The sequence below is a fragment of the Streptomyces sp. Tu 3180 genome (assembly GCF_009852415.1).
In the GTDB taxonomy this organism is placed as follows: domain Bacteria; phylum Actinomycetota; class Actinomycetes; order Streptomycetales; family Streptomycetaceae; genus Streptomyces.
Map to the genome: position 1 here is coordinate 79,307 of NZ_WOXS01000001.1, position 21,333 is coordinate 100,639.

The window sequence follows — 21,333 nt, forward strand, 5'->3', positions numbered from 1 at the left end:
ACTGACAGTCCGCTTCGCGGTATGGGACCAGATCACCGACTCTGCCGGTCAGCCCACCACGGCCGACACCCACCAGTGTCGCGCTCGGCTCACTGCTCGTGCTGATTCTCAGAGTCTTCCGCACCATCCTGGCCATGGCCCGCGACCCTCACTTGCCACACGCCCTGGCCGCCGTCCACCCGAAGTTCCGGGGTTCCGCACCGCAGCAATCTCCTCGTCGGTGCTGTCGTGGCCGTGGCGGCCGCGTCCCGGAGGGCGGGCGCGGAGCGATCGTTTCTCCTCCTTCGATGTCCTGGTTTACTACGCTGTCGCCAACGCCTCCGTCTGGACCCTTGCACCGGACGAGGGCCCCCGGCGCAGGTCGTCCCGGTGCTGGGCACCGGGCTGTCCGGGCCGCACCCGGCCGGGGTGCGCGAGTCGCTCGGCTCCGCGCTGCTGGCGGCCGGCGGGCTGGCGCTGGCCGCGCGCCGGAGGTCACCGCTCGTGGTCCTGGCCGTCACCGGCCTGTGCGCGGTGGGCCACCAGGCAGCCGGTTTCGACGTGCTCGCCGTCTCCTACCTGGTCGCGGTCTACGGCGCGGTGCGCGCCGGGCACCGCACGGTCGCACTGGCGGCGTCCTCGGGCCTGCTGGCCGTGCTCCACCTCACCGCCCTGGTCTTCCAGGACGGATCCGCGCGCGAGGTCGTGGCACAGGCCCGGAGCACCCTCGAGCTCGCCTGGCTGATCGCCGCGTTCGCCGCCGGGGAGGCGGTGCGGCAGGCCGAACGGCGGGCGGACGAAGCCGAACGCACCCGTGAGGAGACGGCGCGCCGCCGGGCCGACGAGGAGCGGCTGCGCATCGCGCGGGAGCTGCACGACTCGCTCACCCACCAGATCTCGGTCATCAAGGTGCAGTCCGTGCACGGTAAGCGGTGAAGCGTCGTGAATGGCGGCGGGACTCAATGTTCACGTTTGCCGTGCCAATGTCAGGTCCGCGGTCTGCTGATGGGACAGCAGCCGGCAACAGCCTGAACGGTGTGACTCATGTGCTCGCGGCCGCCAAGGTGGCGGGCCAGAGCACGCCAGTTCTTCTGATGGTCATGTAGACGCACTTCGGGGCGGCAGTCTCCTTCAAAAAGGAGGCCGCGGACACGGCACATGGTGGGAAGCAGCGCCACGAAGGGCGCGCACCACATTCGCACACGTCTCTGACCAGATCCAGCGCATCCCATTACAGGGGCAGCGTTATCCCCAGCTGCTGCATTGCGCTCGATGGCGGGCCACCTTCGGAGCGCTCCGTCTTGTAGCCCTTCACTCGAGGTTCGAGGGTCTGCGGGTCAACAGCTTCGGCAGGAGCGCTCTTGGCGTACAGCCCGTCGGGTTCGCTGTCGCGGTCGTGCGGCAGCAGCCAAAAGACACGGCGGCGGAAGGTGCCGGATGCACGGGAAGCTTTCGCTTGCTGGCTGAGGATGGCATAGCCGACCATGCGGCCGGGACGGTGGTAGGCGGGCTTGCCCTTGCGGGTGGGCAGCCGGTCCAGGCTTTGGCGGACGTAGTCGAGGTTGTCGATGTCCTCCAGCCACACCAGCTCGGTCTCGTGGCTGATCTCGTCCTCGGTGATCAGGGAGCTCATGAGCCGTCCTTCTCCTGGTCGGTGAGCAGTCCGATGCCGGGGTAGTGCTTGCGCTGGTTGGACAGGATCATCTCCTTGGGCGAGGCCAGTCCTACGAGTTCCCGGGTGCGGGCGGCGAACGCCCTGGAGGACATGACCGGTGCTCCTTCATTCTGGCACCAGCTCTTGTAGGCAGCGTAGAGCGCCGTCTGCTCGGCTCGCAGGTCCGGGCCGAGGACGCAGCATTCTTCATAGAAGCGGCCGGTGTGGTCTTCGGTTTCGGCGTAGGCGGTGGTGGCGATGCGGACGCGTTCTGGGCCGGTCAGGTCGCGGTCTCCGACGAGGTAGCGGCGAGCGCCGTCGATGAGCCAGCCCAAGATACCGGGGCCTTCTTCGGTGACGAGGATGTCGGCCAGGTTGTCGATTTTGCGGTGGTCGGGGACGACGCGTTCGAACGGGATCAGGCGCATGCGGCGCCAGAAGGCGAACCCGCCGGTGCCGACTTCGGGGCGGTGGTTGCCCAGCAGCCAGAGCTTGTGAGTGGGTTCGAAACTGAAGAAGTCCTGCCGCATGCGGCGTGCCTTGATCCGGTCGCCTCCGGTGAGCAGTTTCACCCGCGCCTCGTCGAACTTGTCGCCGGGCTTGACCTCAGAGCAGACGATGACGCGGCGGCCGTGGAGCTCGGCGAGGTCGGTGGGGTGGCCTTCATAGGGGCGGGCCATGAGGAAGCCGGGTGGGGCGGCGTCGGCGTAGTCGCCGAGGAGTTTCATCAGGACGTCCAGGAGGACAGACTTGCCGTTCTTGCCAGAGCCGAAGAGGAAGGGCAGGATTTGGCCGCCGACGTCGCCGGTGACGGAGTAGCCGAGCAGCAGCTGCAAGTAGTCGATCATTTCCCGGCCTTCGGCGTCGTCGCCGAAGGTGTCGGTCAGGAATCTCTGCCACCGGGGGGTCGGTACATGCTGCGGGCCGACGGCGGTGGAGCGGGAGTGAAAGTCCTTGTTGGGGTCCGGGGTTTTGACCAGGCCTGTGCGCAGGTCGACAATGCCGTCGGGGGTGCACAGGGCGTAGGGGTCGGCGTCCAGGAGGGCGGCGTTGAGGACCATGCCTGGGGCGGATTTGGCCTGGGTGAGCATGGCGTTGATGCCGGTGGTGGACAGGGCGCGGCGGCGGTGCTGTTGCAGGGCGGTGGTGGTGTAGACGCCACGGGAGTCGTGGGTGGCGATGGCTTCGGCCAGGTCGCCAGCCGCCCACAGGACGGTGTCGTCTTCGTCGATCTGCCAGCGGGTGGTGTCCCAGCGGTACCAGCCGATGCCGGGCACATGCCGATAGTCGTTGGCATACAGCTTGACGAACAGCTTGGCGTTGCCGCGGTCGCTGAGCGTATCGGGCAGCAACCCGTCCGCAGTCGCTTCACCGGCTGGGAGGCGACTGGTATCGGTCCGGGTGGGGCGTGGCACGGCAGCGGCGCCCTGGGCGCGGATCTGGGCGGCCACAGCTTCGGGGTCGAACTCGAAGAGCATGTCTGGCTTGGGCGACGTCACGGGCGCCTCCCGTTGCCGTGCAGGGGGCGCTTGAGGCCGGCGGTCAGGCCGCTGCGAATGATCTGGTCGATGCGCCGTTCCTGTCCGGGGCGAGCGGCGAGTGCGGCTTCCTTGAGGGCTTGTTCGGCTTCTTCCTGGGGCAGGCGGCCAGCGGCGATAAGCCCTCCGAGGGTATAGGCGGCGCGGTTGAGGGTGTCGGAGAATCCGGCGCCTTCGGCGACCTGACCGCACGCCTCCACTGGGGCCAGCACTGTCTCGAGGGTGTGCTGCAAACGGTCGCGGCCGCCGCCTGCGGCGAGGATTGCCTGCCGGGCACGCGGCGGGACCGGCCTGGGTGCGGGGGTGTTAGGGGCGGGCAGATGGCCGGTGCGCTCAAGTTCCTGGGCGAGCCAGAAGGGGAGGGCTGCTGGCTCGCGGACGTCGCCGACAGGGGTGTAGGTGCCGTGGCGTGTGGTGGTGCCGGGGGCGATGATGTAGCTGCCGTGGGCGCGGATGTCGACCTGCCATGCCAAGGCCCTGCTGGGGCTGGAGCCTACGGAGGACTGCCAGCGGTGGCCGTCTCCGGCCCGGTACCAGACGTGCAGGCCTCCGGAGGGAGTGCGTACGCGCAGGGTGGTGGCATCGTCGGCGGGGCTGGGCTGGCCGCGCAGTGCGGCCAGGACGGCGAGGGTGTGGAAGCCGTTGGCCAGGCCTGTGAGATCGACGTGGTCGGCGATGGGGATGCCGGGCAGGATTCGGTCCCGCGTGGGCGGCTGAGCGGGGTGGGCGTCAATGTCGAGGACGATCAGGCCGGCTGGGCCGCAGGAGACTCCGATGCCGAACTGAGGGTTGGCACTCCACCACTGCTGGATGCGGTCCTGGTCGAGGGTTGCCGCGTAGAAGCCGTGACACCAGCGGCCTGCCGGCAGACACGGACATGCAGCAGGTGGATGGGGGTTATCGCGGCAGTCGCTGCAGTTTGCGGCGGGTGTTTTACGGCCTGCGGCGAGGGGGTGCACGGGCCAGCCGCGGCGTGCGCACCAGCGGGCCGTGGCCAGCGACGGCTCAGCGACTGAAGGCTCGAGGGCATGCTGCTGTGAGTCGCTGCGAGGAATCCGCAGCTCAGCAGGCATCTGCACCCCTTATTAGCGACCGAAGCGACTCAACGACAGACACAGACTAGCGAACCTTGCTGGCGAGGTTGTGGAGCACATGCGAAAAGGCCGCGCTGCCGTGTCGATGATGGGACCGGATGACTGCCTGCCAGCGACTGAAGCAGGCGGGGAGCGACCGAACCATCTTCGGTCGCTCCTGCCAGGCGTGGGAGAAAGAGCAGCTCAGAGGGGCTCTGACATGCGGATCAGCGACTGAAGCGACTGAAGCTTCCTATATATAACGCACACGCGCGCACATGAATGTCTTCATATACCTGGAACTTCAGTCGCTTCAGTCGCTGTGCTCCCACTCATAACCCTCTGACCTGCGGTTTTCCTCTGCTCGCAGGCAGCGACCGAAGAGTCGCTGAGTCGCTGGCTTTCAGTCGCTCAGCCAAGACCGACCGCAGCGACCCAAGCGACTGAAGCGACTGAACACCAGACCCTGCTCCCTGCCCTGATCCGTATCCCCTTTCCCCGGCGTGGGTCGCTTCAGTCGCTCAACCTTCACCTCACGCGACCCCTCCCCCACCACTGGCCTTCTTCAACCAAGCTCCGCGCCAGCCAGGGCACTCAACGACCCAACCGCGGTCCCCTGACGGCTTTCGGGTGTGAGTAGTTGAGGTACAGGAAATCCCGGTGAGAACGATCATGGTCGTCTAGCACGCGTGATCGGCCTGGTGCGGGGGTTCGGAGGAAGATCCTCGATTGCTGTCGGGGCATGGCTACCGTCCGCCGCATGCCGGTGGAGTTTTTAACTGATGAGCAGGCTGAGGCGTACGGGACGTTCGCCGAGGTGCCCACCCGCCCGGAGCTGGAGCGGTTTTTTTCCTCGACGATGACGACCGTGACCTGATCGCCCTGCGTCGTACGGACGCACATCGCCTGGGCATGGCCTTGCAGATCTGCACGGTCCGCTACATCGGCCGGTTCCTGGGTGAGGACCCACTGGTGGTGCCGTGGGAGGCCGTGGAGTACCTGGCCGGGCAGCTCGGCATCGCCGACGCCTCGTGTGTGAAGCGGTACCCGGAGCGCCGGTCGACGGTGTACGAGCACGCGGCGGAGATCCAGAAGCGGTTCAAGTACCGGGACTTCACCGATCGGAAGTGGGGGCGGGAGTTCCGCGGCTTCCTGTACGGGCGGGCGTGGACGCATGCCGAGGGGCCGGTGGCGCTGTTCAACCACGCGGTGACGTGGCTGCGGAAGAACCGGGTGCTGCTGCCCGGCGTTTCGGTGTTGGCACGGCAGGTGTCGCAAGCCCGGACGGTTGCCGAGCGGCGCTTGTATGAGGCGGTGGCCCGCGCCGCGTTGCGGGCCGATCCGTCGCTCGCGCCGGCGCTGGCTGAGCTGCTGGTCGTGCCGGAGGGCAAGCGGGTCTCTGAGCTGGAGCGGCTGCGTACTCCGCCGACGAAGTCGACGGGTACGGCGATGGTGCGGGCCATGGAGCGAGTGGAGGAGATCTCGGCGTTCGCGCTGGGGCGGGTGAACCTGTCCCGGGTGCCGGTGAACCGGCTGTCCACGCTGGCCCGGTACGGACAGTTGAGCAAGGCGCAGACGATCGAGCGGGCGCCGGAGCCGCGGCGGACCGCGCTGTTGGCGGCGGTGGTGCGTCAGTTGGAGGCTCAGGCGGTCGATGACGCGCTGGACCTGTTCGCGGTGCTGATGGCGAACCGGTTGATCAGCACGACCCGCCGGGCGTCAGACCGGGACCGGCTGGCGATGCTGCCTCAGCTGGAGAAGGCGGCCCGCATCCTGGCGAAGGCGTCGAAGATCCTGACCGAGGAGCTGGATCTGGTCGCCGCGGCCGGGACGGACCTGGACGTCGGCGCGTTGTGGGCGGCGATCGAGGAGACTGTGCCGCGTACGGCGGTCGCGACCGTGGAGGTCCTGGTGCCGGAGCACGACGGGTCGGCCGAGGCAGCGATGTGGGAGAAGCTGGCCCTGCGCTACAACACCGTCCGGCCGTTCCTGTCCCTGCTGGGTGAGTCGGACGCGCTCGGTGCGGCCCCGGCCGGGTGGCGGGTGCTTGCCGCGGTACGCCGGCTACCCGCGCTGTCGCGGCGGCGGGTCAAGGACCGGCCGCTGCTGCCCCGCGAGGTCGACGCCGAACTCGTGCCGGCGATGTGGAAGCGCGCGGTGTTCTCCAACGCCAAGCTGCCGCAGGGCGCGGTCGACCGTGACGCGTACGTGGTGTGCGTGCTGGAGCAGTTGCACCGCGCGCTGAACCGGCGGGACGTGTTCGCCTCGCCGTCGAGCCGGTGGGCGGACCCGCGCGCGAGGCTGCTGGACGGGCCGTGGTGGGAGGCGATGAAGGCGGACGTGCTGGCGGGCCTGTCCCTGTCCGGGGACGCCGTCGAGCACCTGGACCAGCTGGTCCGGGGCCTGGATGCCGCGTGGTGGCAGATGGCCGACCGGCTTCAGGAGGCCGGGGACGACGCGAAGGTGGAGGTCGTCATCCCCGAGGGCGGCGGCAGGGCCAAGTTGTCGGTGGACAAGCTGGGTGCGGTGGGTGAGCCGGAGTCGCTGACCTGGCTGAAGAACACCACCGGGGCGATGCTCCCTCGGATCGAGCTGCCGGACCTGCTGTTCGAGGTCCATTCCTGGACAGGGTTCCTCAACTCCTTCGGGCACGTCTCCGAGCGGCGCCCCGCATGGAGGGCCTGCTCGTCTCCCTGGTCGCGCTGCTGGTCTCGCAGAGCTGCAACATCGGCCTGACCCCGGTCATCGACACGGAGAACAAGGCGCTGACCCGCTCGCGCCTGTCCCACGTCGACCAGAACTACGTGCGCGTCGACACCATCGCCGCGGCGAACGCCGCGCTCATCACCGCCCAGTCCCGTATCGAGCTGGCCCAGATGTGGGGCGGCGGGCTGCTCGCCTCCGTCGACGGCCTGCGCTTCGTCGTCCCCGTCAAGACCATCAACACCGGCCCCTCGCCCAGGTACTACGGCTACAAACGCGGCGTGACCTGGCTCAATGCAGTAAACGACCAGGTGGCGGGGATCGGCGCGATGGTGGTGCGCGGCACGCCGCGCGACTGCCTGTACACGCTGGACACCCTGCTGAACCTCGACGGCGGGGTGAAGCCGGAGATGGTCGCGACCGACAACGCCTCGTACTCGGACATGGCCTTCGGCCTGTACAAGATGCTTGGCTTCCGCTTCGCCCCGCGCTTCCGTGACCTTGACGACCAGCGGTTCTGGCGGGCTGACCTGCCCGACGACGGGGAGACGTCGGCCGCTGGATACGGGCCGCTGGAGGCCGTCGACTGCAACAAGGTCAACCTCAAGCGGATCGTCACGCATTGGCCGGACATGCTCCGGGTCGCCGTCTACATGACGCTCGCAGGACTGCGCCTGGGCCAGTCCATCGCCGTCGTCGTCCAGCACGTCCAGCGCGACAACGCCGCCGGTCCCACCTGGCGTCTTCCCGCGAAGAACAACAGCTCCTCCGCCGTCACCCGCCTCCAACCCGTCCCTCGGCCGGTGGTGTGGGCGCTGGACGAGTACCTACCGGTACGCACCCACAAGGCCCCGCACTCCACCGAGACGACCGGCCTCCTGCTGCTGTCGCGCACCGGGCACGGCCTGGACCGAGTCACCTTCCCCCGACTGCTGCGCACCGTCGCCGCCACCCACCCCGACCTGAAGGACATCGCCCCCTTCCTCCTGCCGGACGTCGTCGCGCGCTCGCCAAGCCCGTTCGCCGAGGAGACGGATGCCGACGGGGACGGGCAGCGACCCGGTATCTGACCGCGCTCCAATTCACCGAGAACAGCCCCGTAATCACTGGCGCAGGGACGAGTGCGCACCGACAGGAGACTCATGGCCCCCCGGGGGGGGGGGGGGGGGGGGTACCTTCCCTGCAGGTGCAGGGACAACCCGTTGTTACCGACGACCCAGTGATGCGTTTCGGAGCTACCCCCGCGGGTGCGGGGACGACGCTCAGGCCGAGGAGGAGGCCGTGTTCTCGTATAGCTGCCGCCAGGTGGCGAGTAACGCTGAGTAATTACACGGGGCTGCGGTCGCGCTGCTGGAGCGGAGCACGGTGTGCAGCATGTCGTCGGTGATGACCGGCGGCCGGCCGCCGTGGTTGCCTGCGGGCCGCGGCGTCCAGCCCTTCGGGTGGCGGGTCCGGACGCGTCGGACCGCCGGATCAGTCGTGGGGGGTGTCGGCCGGATGTGTAGTCGGGGCGGGGGCGGTCTGCCAGGAGCTGAGGATCCGCAGTGAGTGGTCCTCAGGGGTGCCAGGTTCGGCGGTGAGGACCATGAACATGACGTCGGGGTCGTTCGGACTGGTCCAGGTGTCGCAGTCGAGGGTGAGGGGGCCGACGAGGGGGTGCCGGAAGCGTTTGAGGCCGTAGGTGGTGTCGGAGACGATCCGTCCGTTCCACCACTCGCGGAATTCGGGGCTGCGTACCGACAGCTCACCGACCAGCGTGGCCAGGCGCGGGTCGTCGGAGTTGCTGGCCGTCTCCATCCGCAGCAGTGCCGCGCTGAGCCGGCCCGCGTCCTCCCAGTCGGTGAAGAGGCTGCGCATGGCCGGGTCGAGGAACAGCAGTCTGGTGAAGTTGCGCTCGGATGGCGTCAGCTTGCCGAAATCCTGGTAGAGCGCCGCTGCGGCCGTGTTCCAGGCGAGGATGTCGTTGTAGCGGCCCAGCACCATCGCCGGCAAGTGGCCGAGGGCATCGAGCATCCACTGCACCGACGGCCGCACCCGATACCCCGCGCGGCGGCGCGGGGCGGGGGTCTTGCCCGCCAGCTCGTACAGGTAAGCCTGCTGTGCCTCGTCGAGCCGCAGCGCCCGCACCAGGGAGGCAAGGACGGTCGCGGAGGCCCGCACGCGCCCCTGCTCGATGCGGGTGTAGTAATCGGTACTCATCGTGGCAAGGCGGGCGACCTCGTCGCGGCGCAGCCCCGGGACACGCCGCAGGGTCCCGTCATCGGCGAGACCCACCTGCGCGGGCGTCAGCTCGGCCCGGCGAGCCTTGAGGAACGCACCGAACTCGGATCGGGATGAACGCGAATCGGACATGACACCACTATGCTTCCACCGTGCCGCGGACTCGGGCCATCAAGGGGGGAAAGAATCTTCCCCGGCACGCCTTTCCCCAGGCAGGAACCTTCCTCTCCCGCACACGGGGCACAGCGGGCACGGTGGGGTCATGCGAACCGATGTGACCTTCACCAGCGCCGGGATCACCCTCGCCGGCCACCTGCACACCCCCGACACCGCTGCCGACGGCCCGCTCGCCGCCGTGGTCGTCGCTCACCCCGGCGGCGGCGTCAAGGAGCAGACCGCCGGCGCCTACGCCCAGCGACTTGCCGACGCCGGATTCGTCGCGCTCACCTACGACGCCGCCTACCAGAGCGAGAGCGGCGGCACCCCCCGCGGCACCGAGGACCCCGCCCAGCGTGTCGAGGACATCAAGAACGCCGTCTCCTATCTCACCACCCGCCCGGAGATCGACTCCGACCGGATCGGCGCCCTGGGCATCTGTGCCTCCGGCGGCTACGTCATTCCCGCCGCGGTCGCCGACCACCGTATCCGCGCGGTCGCGACGGTCAGCGCCGTCGACCTCGGACTGTACTTCCGGGTCGGCCCCGACGGCACCCAGGACCCCGCCGTCCTCCAGGCGCTGCTCGACGCGGCGGCCGCGGCACGCACCACCGAGGCGGCCGGCGAGCCGCTCCCGACGATGTCCGTGCTCCCAACTGAGGAAGAGGCACGCGCCGGCGGCCGCTACTCCTACGAAGCCTGGGAGTACTACAGCACCGACCGCGGCCGGCACCCGCGCCAGGCCGACGAGTTCACCTTCTCCAGCGTCGACAAGATCGTGAACTTCAACGCCTTCCACCTCATCGGTCTGCTCGCCCCGCGACCGCTTCTGATGGTCGCTGGCAGCGAAGCGGCCACCGCCTGGATGTCCGAGGAAGCGGTCAAGAAAGCGAACGAGCCCAAGCGGCTGCACTGGATCGAAGGAGCCAGTCACGTCGACCTCTACGACCGCTACGTACCCCAGGTCACCACCGAACTCCTCCCGTTCTTCACCCAGAACCTCGCGGCGCAGACCGCGCACGCGACGGTCTGACACCCCCCCGGCGGAAGCGGTCGCGTGGCCCGGGCGACATTCGCGGCCACGCAACTGCTCCCGTTCGCCATGAAAGGGAAGCAGTTCGGCGTCAACCACCTCGGACACTTCGCGCTCACCGGCCTCCTGTTGGAGGTACTGCTGCCTGTGCCCGGCTCGCGGGTGGTGACCGTCAGCAGCTTCGGCCACCGCATCCAGCCGACATCCACTTCGACGACCTGCAGTTCGACCGTTCCTACAACCGCGTCGCCGCCTACGGGCAGGCCAAGCTCGCCAACCTGACGTTCACCTACGAACTCCAGCGCCGCCTTGCCCGGCACCACACGACGATCGCCGTCGCCGCCCACCCCGGCGCCGCCACCACCGAACTCCGGCAGAACCTGCCCCGCCCGCTGCGCAAGGCCGCGGACCTGGAGCTCCCGCTGATCACCCAGCCGGCCTCCATGGGCGCCCTGCCCACCCTGCGCGCGGCCACCGACCCCGCCGTCACCGGCGGCCAGTACTACGGCCCCGCAGGCATGGGCGGAACCCGCGGCTACCCCAAGCCGGTCGCCTCCGGCAAGAAGTCCCACGACACGACGGTCCAACAGCGCCTTGGGGCGCATCCGAGCAGCTCACCGACGTCCGCTTCCCCGTCTGACCCATTCAAGGCAATCCGGCCGACCACCCCGTACGGCAGAAAATGGATCACTGTGCGCATTGTCATCTTCGGAGCCACCGGCATGGTCGGGCAGGGAGTGTTGGAAGCCTGCCTGCGCGACGAGGAGGTCACCGACGTCCTCGCCATAGGCCGTACATCCACTGGTCGCGCCCATCTCAAGCTCCGCGAACTCCACCACGAGGATTTCACCGACTTCACCGCCGTCCAGGACCATCTGGCCGGTTTCGACGCCTGCTTCTACTGCCTGGGCGCCTCCGCCGTCGGCATGAACGAGGCCGACTACCGCCTGGTCTCCTACGACTTCCCCTTGGCCGCCGCCCGCGCCCTGCTGACCGCCAGCCCCGGCCTCGTCTTCACCTACGTCTCCGGCGCCGGCACCGACGGCACCGGCAAGACCCGCATGATGTGGGCACGCGTCAAGGGCGAGACGGAGAACGGCCTGCTGGAGCTGTCACCGCGGGCCCACATGTTCCGCCCCGCGTTCATCCTTCCTCTGCCCGGCACCAGGGCGAAGACTGCGTCCTACGTCCTGCTGTACAAGGTGATCGGCCCGCTCTACCCGGTGCTGCGGCGCATCGCGCCGCGCTACGTCACCACGAGCCTGCAACTGGGCCAGGCCATGATCCAGACCGCACGCAGCGGCGTGTCCCGTCGCGTGCTGGCCACAGCCCACATCAACCAACTCGCCGCCTCCTGATGGTCGGCACCGTAACGACCACGGCGGCGACGCGGCAGAGAGGGAACCCTCCAATCTTCAAAAAACCTCCGTTTTCTGAAAATCACCCCGCAGTATCGACCAGATCCCGCAGAGCCTTCAAAAACCCCTTCAAAAACCGGGGGCATTCAACAACTCCGGGCCACCGTTTTCTGACATGATTCGGGGCCATGACCACCTCCGTACCGGCCGAGCCGGGCTTCCTCGTCGCCGAACCCCTCGTTCGCACCGAGATCAAGATCGGATACGCCCGGGTCTCAACCAGCGGGCAGAAGCTCGAACGGCAGCTCGACGCACTCACCGCCGCCGGGTGCCGGAAGATCTTCGCGGACAAGAAGTCCGGCAAGAACGCGCTCCGCCCCGAGCTGAAGGCATGCCACGCCTTCCTTGACCCCGGCGACACCCTCGTCGTCCCCTCGCTCGACCGCTACGGCCGCAGCCTCCAGGACCTCATCAACATGGTCGCCGAACTCCGCACCCGCGGGATCGGCTTCACCTCGCTGCACGAGAACCTGGACACCACCACCCCCGGCGGCCGACTCGTCTTCCACGTCTTCGCGGCCCTGGCCGAGTTCATCCGTGAACTCATCGTCGTCGGCACCAACGAGGGCCTGGCCGCTGCCCGTGAGCGCGGCCGGGTCGGCGGACGTCCGAGCGTCGCCACCGAGGAAGTCATCCGCGCCGCCCGCGACCTGCTGCCCGACTCCGGCCGCTCGATCACCTCGATTGCCAAGCTGCTGGGCGTCTCCCCCGGCACCCTCTACAACCACATCCCGGACCTCCGCGAACTACGCGCCGGCGCCGTGCCCCGTCAGATCGAGGCTCCGACGAAGTAGACGGACTCCAGCAAGATCAATCTCAGACGCCCTGCCTGAGATCAGCACCCACCGGGACCGCATCCTGACCGAGGTCTCGCTGTACTGGCTGACCGCCACCGCCGCCTCAGCAGCCCAGATCTATTACGAGGAGATCTCTGCGAACACCTGGAGCGAAGCTGCAGCCGATGACCGGACTGACTCCAGCGCCGCGCACGACACCGGATGGAGCGACGGCCAGGATGACTGGACGGCCAGTCCACGGGGAACTGTGCCCACCGCCGTGCTGCTCTCCGCCCACGACGTGACCATCCGCCGCTGGGCCGAACGTGACCACAACGTTGTGCGGTGGACCGAACTCGACCGCGGCGGTCACTTCCTCGCGATGGAAGTCCCGGAACTGCTCATCAATGATGTCCGCGAGTTCTTCGACAAAGTGCACTGACACGAAGTGACCCGAATCTTCAACGGTCGGGCGAAACAGCCCCGCTGCTCATTGAGCGCGTAACCAAGTGAGGGAGAGGAAAAGAAGTGGAGGATCTCCGAAGATCCTCATCACCGGTCCACAGGGACTGAGCGCCTAGTGTGCAGCAAAGAGCGTGCACGGCTGCGCACTGCAGAACTGACCGAGTCTTTTTGTCGATTGCGCAGCGTCATCGGATGTGCCGGGGCGTGTGCTGTGAACACGTGTACCAGTTCCTACCGGTGTGCGTCGGCGTGGTGGGTCAGGGCCTGCCAGCGTCGTTCGAAGTCGGCGGTGTTCTCGGTGAGGTAGTCGGCGCTGAGGGGCTTGTTGTACTGGCCGGTGATTGCACGAACTGCGCATTCTTGCGCAACAGTGTCCGCGATGGGCTGTTCTTCGCGGATGCGGTACTCGGCCCACACGTGGTAGACGCGAAATGGCAGGAAGTAGCGGCGCAGGGTGGCAGGACTGACCGGCTTCTTCCCGCGGCCGTGCATGCCCTTCTTCGCGAGGTAGGCGGACAGCTGCTCGGCCGTCGGTTCCTCACCGTGCCTGCTCTGGTATTCCGTCCACGCGAGGTAGTAGCGGTCGACGGTGGTGAGGACGGGGTGCTCCCCCGGTGTCTCCTTGGGTCCGGGCGGCGGGCCGTCGACGGAGGCGCTTACGCGTGGGCCGCGCTTCTCCTGCGCGGCTTGCGTACTGGAAGCGCCGGCCACTTCCTCGGCGAGCGCATCGGTGCTGTTGGAGACGTGTTCCCGGAAGAGCGTCACGAAGTCCCTCAGGTCCTCCCCCGTGATGGGGCGGCCGCCGGCTCCGGTGATGGCGTCCCGCTCGTAGACGTAGGCCGCGAGCGTAGCGGCGTCCGGATGAACACCGTGCTCTTGGTGGTAAGCGCGCCAAGCGCTGAAGAAGTAGTCGTACCAGGACTGGTCTGCCGTCTGCGGTTCTTCGGGGTCAGGGGCGGCGGCGGCAAAGTTTTCGGTGTCAGGTGCGTAGCGCTGTTGGAGCACGTGCAGCAAGGGCTGCACCTGGTCCTCGGAGAGGGGGCTGCCGGTGCCGGTGGAGATGCCGTAGACGTCGCGGAGCCACAGGGCCCACTGCGCGGCCGTCGGCACAGCTTGGAACTGAGCGAGGAACGCCTGGTATGCCTGGGCGAACCGCTCGTTGACGTCCTGCGCCGCTGTACGCGGTCCGGCTGGCTGCTGGGGAAGGCCGGTGATGGCGGGCTCGGGAAACGGTTCGGGCTCCTGCAGTTCAGGTATCTCGCGTGGGGGAGCCGTCACAGGGTCAGGGGTGGAGGTTTCCGGCTGTGCGGGAGCGGAGGGCCGTTCGACGGTGATGATGACCGGTGGTTCGGTGATGCCGGCGGCCGCCAGGCCCGCCGGGGCGGTGTCGGCGAGGGGGACGCCGTACTTGGCGAGGCGCAGCGGCATCAGGGCCTCCACCGGGGCCTTGCGGCGCCAGGCGCGGCCGAAGCGGGACCGCAGGCGGGCCTGGTAGACCAGACGCTCCTGCTCCAGCTTGATCACCTGCTCGTAGGAGCGCAGCTCCCACAGCTTCATCCGCCGCCACAGCAGGAACGTGGGGACCGGGGAGAGCATCCACCGGGTGAGGCGGACGCCCTCCATGTGCTTGTCGGCGGTGATGTCGGCGATCCGGCCGATCGCGTGCCGGGCCGCCTCCACCGAGACCACGAACAGCACCGGGATCACCCCGTGCATGCCCACACCGAGCGGATCCGGCCACGCCGCCGCGCCGTTGAAGGCGATCGTCGCCGCCGTCAGCAGCCACGCCGTCTGCCGCAGCAGCGGGAAGGGTATGCGGATCCACGTCAGCAGCAGATCCAGGGCCAGCAGGACGCAGATGCCGGCGTCGATGCCGATCGGGAAGACGTAACTGAAGTCCCCGAAGCCCTTCTTCAGGGCCAGTTCACGGACGGCCGCGTACGAACCCGCGAAGCCGATCCCGGCGATGATCACGGCTCCGGTGACGACCACGCCGATGAGGATCCGATGTCCTCGGGTGAGCTGAGATTTTGTGCCGTTCCCCGCGGCAGTCACTGCTGTTGCCACTCCCCTGTCTGTACATCTCTGGTTGAACAGTTTTCACCCTTGCACGGAACAGCGGGCCTGGGCACTGCTCGGTGCCGTCTGCGTACTGGAGGTTCTCCCCCTTGCGTTGCCGCACCAGGATTGTCGCGCCGTAGTAGTTGCTTCCCACGCCCTCCTTCCTCGCCAGCTGTTTGGCCAGCGGACTGTGACGGTTGAGGCGTCCTCGGCTGGACCTTGCGGCGATCCATGGAGGCACGGTGGTCCGGTGGCAAGGTCGGCGATCTTGTCAGGCCTTGACTGAGGCGGGGAACGAACAGGGCCGGCCCCCCTCAGGAGAGGGACCGACCCTGTGTAGTGCCGCCCATTCGGCCAAGCTGGCCATCAGCTGTAACAGGATCAGCCGGTGCGGACCGTTTGGCCGTCCCTGTGCTTGATGAGCAGGTCCAGCATCTTGTTGAACTCCTCAGGCGGCATCTTGTGGATCAGGTGCTGTGCCGCGTACACGCCGTCCTCGTAGGGGAACCGCTTCGGCTGCTCTCCTGCACCGACTGCTGTCGTAGGAGCGGTGGCCTGCACGGGAACGGATGGCGTGTCCTTCCTCGCTTCAGCGGCGGGCGGCTCATGCTCCGTGGCCTCCGGCGCAGGTGTCGCGGGGTGCCCTGCGGTGGTTGGTTCCTCCGATGCCGGAGATGGTTCGGCTGCTTTGTGTCCATGCGGTTCGCTGCCAGCCGTGGTGTCGGTGATTACGCCGTAATCATCAGCAGGGCTGTCCTGTGAACTTGCGGGCGTGCCGGTTGTCGGTTGCGTGGCATGCTTTGCCGGGGTACGTACCTTTTCTTCTTTTCGTGCTCTTTCTGCCTTCAGTTCCTGCAGAGCTGTTTCCTGCTGGTCCGCTGGTTTGTTGCCGACAGCCCGCAGCAGGTCGATGGGTTCCTCGCCGATGCGTGCTTGCAGCTCGGGAGTGAGGTTGAGCAGGGCGAGACGCTGTGACACCCAGCCTTGAGAGCGGTGGAGGCGCTTGGCGAGGGCTCTTTGGCTTCCGTGGATGGCCAGAAGCCTTTGAAGAGCGCGGGCTTCGTCGAGTTCCTCGAGGTCTTGCCGGTGGATGTTGGCGACGAGGGCGGACTCGAGGAGTTCCTCCGAGGTGGTGCCCTGGTCATCGCTGACCATCACCTTGACGGTGGCAAGGCCGGCCTCGCGTGCGGCGGCGAGGCGGCTGCTGCCGTCGATGACGACGTGGGTGGTGTCCGGTTCGAGGTCGGCTTCCCGGTCCGGATTGGCTTTGACGTAGGCGTCGCGGTTCATGACCGTGATCGCCTGCTTCTGGCCGTGGGTTTTCAGGCTGCCGGCAAGGTCGGTGAGGTCTCCGAGTGCGGAGCGGGGGTTGTCCGGGTTAGGGCTGATGCGTTCGACAGGGAGTTCTGCCGGCGGGGCAACGCCCTCGGTGGGCACACCGGTTGCGGCAGCCACGGCCTGGCGGCGTGCGCTGACAGGACGTACTCCCCCACCGAATCGGCCGGCACCGAGTCGATCGGCCTTGCTCACAAGACCTCCCTGGCGAGCGCGCGCATGCCGACTGCCTGCTGTGACTTGGGGGCATAGGACAGCAAGGGCTTCTTCACCCGGACGGCTTCCTTCTGTTCCTTGAGGTCTCCGATGAGGCCGACGACCCGTGGATCCTTTATGTCCACCCATCCCTGGAGAGAAGAGGTGGCGATGTAACCGCGGCGGGAGTCGTACAGGTTGACGACGATGCCGAGGTAGTCGATATCGACCTGGAGGTCACCGCGGAGGTCGTCGATCTGCGTGGTGAGCAGTTCGTACGCGTCGGCGGAGCTGTCTTCCGCCTGGACGACGATCAGAGCACCGGACTGTCCGGGGCTTTCTCCGTCACGACGACGGCCGTAGTAGGCGGCGGCATCCATGCTGAGGCCGAGGCTGGGCGGGCAGTCCACGATGATTACGTCGTAATCAGCTTCGAGCGGGGCGAGAGCCCGCTCCAGGGCGGCCTCCCGGGCACGCACGGCGGAGAGCCGCACATCGAGCAGAAACGCGTCATTGCAGGCGGGCAGCAGGTGGAGCCGGCCGTTGAAGGTGTCTTCGTCGATGGAGACGATGAGGTCGCTCAGGTCGCCCTTCGGGTCGCCTGCCATGTGGTTGGTGAGGCTGTCGCCGTTCATGGGCAGGGGCGCGGCGCCGAGCTGATTGGTGAGGTGACATTGCGGGTCGAAGTCGACGAGAAGCACACGCAGGCCGGGGCCGGGGAGGTTCTCGATGTCGAGCGGGTCGTCGTCCGGCCCGGCTTCGTCGGGGTGGGTTTCGCTGGCGCGCAGTGCTTTGGTGAGGGCTTTGGCGACGCGGACGGGGTGCAGGGTGTTGGCGTCCTCTGCAAGAGCCTCGCCCAAACCTGCGGTGATCGCGGTCTTGCCGACTCCGCCTTTCTGGTTGCAGACGACGATCCGGCGGGTGATGGAGGGCCGCTCGATCTCCGGGGCCGGATGGGTGTCGAGCCACAGTTGGACGGACTGGGCGAGGCCCTGGATGAGTGAGACGCGTCGGTCGGCGGCGATCTGCCGGAACTCTTCCCACTGGCCGGGAGGCAGGAAGGTGGCGAAGGAGTCGGCTCCGGCGGTGTCGACCGCCGCGGTGGCAGAGGCCAGGTCGCACCAGGCGCTGATGCCTTCTTCCACGGCGGTCTGGATCTCGATGCCGTGCTGAGCGGCTCTGACTTTGAGGTTCTGCCGGAGCCATCCCGGCAGTTTGGAGACGACCTTCTCGCGGTCGCTGGAGGTGGCTGGCGAACTCATGTGAGACACCATACTAACGTTCATGATCCATCGAGACGCCGACACGTTAGTTAGACCAAGTTGATGTATGACGGTGACCGCCTGGGTGATTACGGCGTAATCACCCGGCGCGCCGACCGACCGTCAGCCCGCCGGTGATTACGGCGTAATCACCGGCCGCGACGAGTGTGCGGTACCGGCAGCCGGGGGAGAGCTCGGGCAGGGTTTCCGCACGGCACCCGGCTGGAGGATCGGGTGCTGCCGCACTATCGCCGCAAGCCCATCTCCGCTACCAGGAGACCCGTGCGGATTGTCCCGTCCGTCTGTTCAGGGGGAGCTGCGTGTCTGGTCGTCTTCTTACCGTTGCCGAGCAGAGGGTGTGGGATGCCTTCCCCACAGGGAGGACCGTCACCATGAGCCACTCCCCCCGCAGGCCTGCGTCGGACCCCGACATGGTCGTGCGTGCGGAAGTGATAGCCCGCCTGCTGCTCGGCGAATGCGAACCAGCGCCTGGACACGTTTCTGCCCTGCGGTTACGCGGAGCAGCGGTGACGGGAGAACTGGACCTTTCCGGCTGCGATGTGCCCTACGCGCTCGCTATGACGGACTGCACCTTCCAGCAGGAGCCCCGCCTGGAGGCGGCTTCCACGAAACTGGTCAGTCTCAGTGGTTCACGACTCCCCGGCCTGCTGATGCGTGACGCACGCGTTGATGGATTCCTCCGCCTTACGGGATGCCGCAGCGACCAGCCCGTCCGGCTCACCCGAGCACATGTGACCGGCACAGCCGACCTGTCCAGCATGTCGATCAGCGGTGCTCCCGCTCTCCACGCCGACAGCCTCATCGTGGAACGCGATCTCATCTGCCGCGACGCCACAATCCACGGCGAGCTGCTGATGTGGAGCGCGCGGATCGGCGGGACGCTGGTCATGGAAGCTACCCACATCATCAATCCCGACGGTGTCACCCTGAACGGCGACGGACTGGTGGTGGACGGCGGCCTCTTCTACGGGGAAGTTCTCACACCCTCACGCGCCGTGCTCTCCCAGGGAGAACTGAGGCTGCAGGACGCGAAAGTCTCACGCTGCTGCGTGCTCACCGGAGCACGCCTGGACAATCCCAGCGGCACTGCACTGAGCGCGGAACGATTGCACGTGGATGGCCCTCTGACCCTGACCGACGCCACCGTCGAAGGAACTGTCCTCCTGGCCGGAGCATCCGTACAGGGGCAGCTGGCGCTGCAAGGCGCGACACTCAATGCCTCCGGCCGAAATGCCCTCGACGCCTCACTCATCCGCATCGGCGCAGACCTCGTCGGCACACCGGGCTTTTCAGCCCACGGTCAAGTCATCCTGGACGATGCGCACATCGACGGCTCAGTCGAACTTGCGGAAGCACAGCTGCACAACCCGCACGGCGACACGCTGTCGGCTCGCCGACTCCACGTGCTCGGACGCGCGTACTGCGATGGCCTGACGTCCGAGGGGCAGATCGTGCTCAGCGACGCCAGCGTCGGGGCCAGTGCTGAATTCCATCGCGCCCGCCTGAGGAACCTGTCCGGGAACACGCTGACCGCCTGGGGACTGACTGTAGGCGGTGCTCTCGACTGCTGTGACGGCTTCGTCTCCCATGGCAGTGTGTCCTTCACCGGCAGCCAGGCCACCAGCGCCGTGTGCCTGGCACGGTCGACCATCACTGGCTCTTTGTCGCTGCGGAAGGTGAGGGCCGGGTCGGTCAAGACGGACGCCTACACCGAGCTGAGTGGGCCCGTCGACCTGCGGTATGCACAGGTCGACGTGTTTACCGATGTCCCCGCCCGCTGGCCTGACGATCTTCTCTTGGACGGACTCGTCTATCAGCAACTGGAAGCGGCCCTGCCCGTCGAGTCCCGGCTTGCTTGGCTGGCGAAGGAAAACAGCGGATACCTGCCGCAGCCCTACGAGCAGCTTGCCGCGGCCTACACCAGCAGTGGGCATGACGCTGCAGCACGTGAGGTGCTGCTCGCCAAGTGCCGCCGCCAGCGCGCGACACAACCTCCTGCCCTCCGTCTGTGGGGCTATGTCCAGGACTGGACGGTCGGCTACGGCTACCGCCCCGCTCGGGCCGCCGGTTGGCTCGCACTTCTTCTCCTCACTGCGACGGTGGTGTTCGCCTCGCGTCAGCCTCCTGCGGCCAAGCCGGCCGAGGCACCGCCGTTCAATGCCTTCCTCTTCGTTCTGGACCTGCTGCTGCCCGTCGTGAGCTTTGGGCAGGAGCAAGCCTTCAATCCGCACGGATGGCAGCAGTGGTTTGCGGCAGGACTGATCGCCGCAGGATGGATCTTGGCCACCACTATCGCTGCCGGTCTCACGCGTATCCTCTCCCGGCGCTGACGCCGCTCCCGCGGTGCGGGTGATTACGCCGTAATCACCAGCCCGCCCCGCTGCACATCATGCGAGGGCTGGGCATCCTTCGTGGCCTTTTCCCGGCCAAGACCATGTGAGCCGAGCGTGATGGGTGCGCAGTTGCGGTGGTTACCGGGTCAAGAACTCAACCGCTGCGGACAACGCCAGACGCGCCTCATCATCGGTTGTCACTGGGCGGGCGGTACGTTGCTCCAACTTACTCAGAGCACGGACTGCGGCATCCAAGTAGCGGCCGAGGCTGACCATCTGAGTGGGCGTACTGCAGTTGGACAGGACTTCCGCGACTTCGTCCAGCCAGTACTCGGCGTCCTCATCCAGGACGAGACCATCCCGGTGAGTCAGGAGCCGTTGCGCCACCGGCACTAGGAGATGGTGCCGGTGACGGGCGGCTTCCTGGGCTCGTTGCTCAGCCGCGCGGCGGCGGGCAAGACGCTGTTCGGCTGCAACGACCGCCTCGGGGGTACGGCGAACGGGCTCTGGATGTGCTTCGTCTGCCAGCACTGCGGCCTGGAGCCGCCTGGCCTTGTTGTAGGCCGCGCTGGCGGCCTTCACCGCAAGCGCGGGCGCCAGCTCAATCCATTCGGCACCAGCGACACGCGCGTCAGTGACGGCTTGAGCCTGATGGATCTCAGCGCGCTCACGCAGGTACTCCCAGAGTTGGACACGCTTGAAAGCAGCCGCCTTCTGCTTCTCGGGCGGAAGCTTGCGTAGAGCAGCGGCGTGCTTCTCGACGTACAGAAGCGCGCTGAAGATCTCATCGTCAGCCGGCATGCGCTCCACGTTCGGATCATCGGCCTCCTCATGGAGCTGGCGAAGCTCACCGATGACTGCCACAGCGTCTATCTTCCCCACTTGAACGCGAGCCTTGACCAGGGGCTTTGTTGGGGATGAGGACTTCCGGACGCGATCTGCCATGGAGGACAGTCTGCCCGCTCAGAAGCGATTCACAGAATGTGAATCACTCGGGATGGGCAGTCTCCGAGTGCACAACGATCAGCTGACCGCAGCTCACTGCAGTCCTTGCAACGCATGCATCTGTGCACGTCAGCGGGATCTCCTTCGCAGATGAGGATGGGTCACG

Annotated in this window: 13 protein-coding genes and 4 pseudogenes; 9 read left to right on the forward strand and 8 right to left on the reverse strand. The window is 67.3% G+C overall.

Features of this window, described 5'->3' with window-relative positions:
- Nucleotides 1–80 precede the first annotated feature (80 nt).
- Both GL259_RS38125 and GL259_RS00435 read left to right on the forward strand, forming a co-directional pair.
- Nucleotides 81–378, forward strand: a pseudogene (locus GL259_RS38125) (amino acid permease); the annotation flags it as partial.
- Nucleotides 370–903: pseudogene (locus GL259_RS00435) on the forward strand (histidine kinase); the annotation flags it as partial. The pseudogenes GL259_RS38125 and GL259_RS00435, both read left to right, overlap by 9 nt.
- A gap of 307 nt (nt 904–1,210) precedes the next feature.
- Here the strand turns inward: GL259_RS00435 and GL259_RS00440 are convergent.
- The 3 genes from GL259_RS00440 to GL259_RS00450 are packed head-to-tail and all read right to left on the reverse strand — an operon-like array spanning nt 1,211 to nt 4,130.
- A complete protein-coding gene (locus tag GL259_RS00440) occupies nt 1,211–1,612 on the reverse strand; it encodes a DUF6009 family protein (protein ID WP_159528189.1) in 402 nt (133 codons plus the stop codon).
- Nucleotides 1,609–3,111: a phage/plasmid primase, P4 family gene (locus GL259_RS00445; RefSeq protein ID WP_166461401.1), complete on the reverse strand. Its 1,503-nt coding sequence runs from the start codon at nt 3,109–3,111 to the stop codon at nt 1,609–1,611. Before GL259_RS00445 ends, GL259_RS00440 begins: the two co-directional genes overlap by 4 nt.
- A 17-nt stretch (nt 3,112–3,128) precedes the next feature.
- Entirely contained in the window at nt 3,129–4,130 is a 1,002-nt protein-coding gene (locus GL259_RS00450; protein ID WP_243762165.1) for a bifunctional DNA primase/polymerase, read from the reverse strand.
- Nucleotides 4,131–5,004: 874 nt separating this feature from the next.
- On the opposite strand from GL259_RS00450, the pseudogene GL259_RS00455 reads away from it, so the two are divergent.
- Nucleotides 5,005–7,594 (forward strand): annotated as a pseudogene (locus tag GL259_RS00455) (Tn3 family transposase); the annotation flags it as partial.
- A gap of 826 nt (nt 7,595–8,420) precedes the next feature.
- On the opposite strand, the gene GL259_RS00460 reads toward GL259_RS00455, so the two are convergent.
- Nucleotides 8,421–9,299, reverse strand: a complete 879-nt coding sequence (locus tag GL259_RS00460) for a helix-turn-helix transcriptional regulator (RefSeq protein WP_159528196.1) — start codon at nt 9,297–9,299, stop codon at nt 8,421–8,423.
- 130 nt (nt 9,300–9,429) lie between these two features.
- Here GL259_RS00460 and GL259_RS00465 point away from each other — a divergent pair, with 130 nt between their 5' ends.
- The 5 genes and pseudogenes from GL259_RS00465 to GL259_RS39450 all read left to right on the forward strand — a co-directional run bounded on the left by GL259_RS00465 (nt 9,430) and on the right by GL259_RS39450 (nt 12,992).
- On the forward strand, nt 9,430–10,356 hold the full coding sequence (locus tag GL259_RS00465) for an alpha/beta hydrolase (RefSeq protein ID WP_159528198.1): 927 nt from the start codon (nt 9,430–9,432) through the stop codon (nt 10,354–10,356).
- An 81-nt stretch (nt 10,357–10,437) separates the two neighbouring features.
- A pseudogene (locus tag GL259_RS38135) lies at nt 10,438–10,996 on the forward strand (oxidoreductase); the annotation flags it as partial.
- 52 nt (nt 10,997–11,048) lie between these two features.
- Nucleotides 11,049–11,714: an NAD-dependent epimerase/dehydratase family protein gene (locus GL259_RS00470; protein WP_159528200.1), complete on the forward strand. Its 666-nt coding sequence runs from the start codon at nt 11,049–11,051 to the stop codon at nt 11,712–11,714.
- Nucleotides 11,715–11,902: 188 nt separating this feature from the next.
- Nucleotides 11,903–12,568, forward strand: coding sequence for a recombinase family protein (locus GL259_RS00475; RefSeq protein ID WP_159528202.1), 666 nt, complete (start codon nt 11,903–11,905; stop codon nt 12,566–12,568).
- Nucleotides 12,569–12,818: 250 nt separating this feature from the next.
- Nucleotides 12,819–12,992, forward strand: a complete 174-nt coding sequence (locus tag GL259_RS39450; RefSeq protein ID WP_208026386.1) for an alpha/beta hydrolase — start codon at nt 12,819–12,821, stop codon at nt 12,990–12,992.
- A 254-nt stretch (nt 12,993–13,246) separates the two neighbouring features.
- On the opposite strand, the gene GL259_RS38145 is transcribed toward GL259_RS39450, so the two are convergent.
- The 3 genes from GL259_RS38145 to GL259_RS00495 all read right to left on the reverse strand — a co-directional run bounded on the left by GL259_RS38145 (nt 13,247) and on the right by GL259_RS00495 (nt 17,868).
- Nucleotides 13,247–15,007 (reverse strand): DUF2637 domain-containing protein, encoded by a 1,761-nt coding sequence (locus tag GL259_RS38145; protein WP_243762145.1) that lies wholly within the window; start codon nt 15,005–15,007, stop codon nt 13,247–13,249.
- Between the two features lie 450 nt (nt 15,008–15,457).
- On the reverse strand, nt 15,458–16,606 hold the full coding sequence (locus tag GL259_RS00490) for a ParB/RepB/Spo0J family partition protein (RefSeq protein ID WP_159528204.1): 1,149 nt from the start codon (nt 16,604–16,606) through the stop codon (nt 15,458–15,460).
- Nucleotides 16,603–17,868 (reverse strand): ParA family protein, encoded by a 1,266-nt coding sequence (locus GL259_RS00495; RefSeq protein ID WP_159528206.1) that lies wholly within the window; start codon nt 17,866–17,868, stop codon nt 16,603–16,605. Before GL259_RS00495 ends, GL259_RS00490 begins: the two co-directional genes overlap by 4 nt.
- A gap of 392 nt (nt 17,869–18,260) precedes the next feature.
- Between GL259_RS00495 and GL259_RS00500 the strand changes: the two genes are divergently transcribed.
- A complete protein-coding gene (locus GL259_RS00500) occupies nt 18,261–20,219 on the forward strand; it encodes a hypothetical protein (RefSeq protein ID WP_159528208.1) in 1,959 nt (652 codons plus the stop codon).
- Nucleotides 20,220–20,360: 141 nt separating this feature from the next.
- On the opposite strand, the gene GL259_RS38150 is transcribed toward GL259_RS00500, so the two are convergent.
- Nucleotides 20,361–21,086 (reverse strand): hypothetical protein, encoded by a 726-nt coding sequence (locus GL259_RS38150; RefSeq protein WP_243762146.1) that lies wholly within the window; start codon nt 21,084–21,086, stop codon nt 20,361–20,363.
- Nucleotides 21,087–21,333 lie beyond the last annotated feature (247 nt).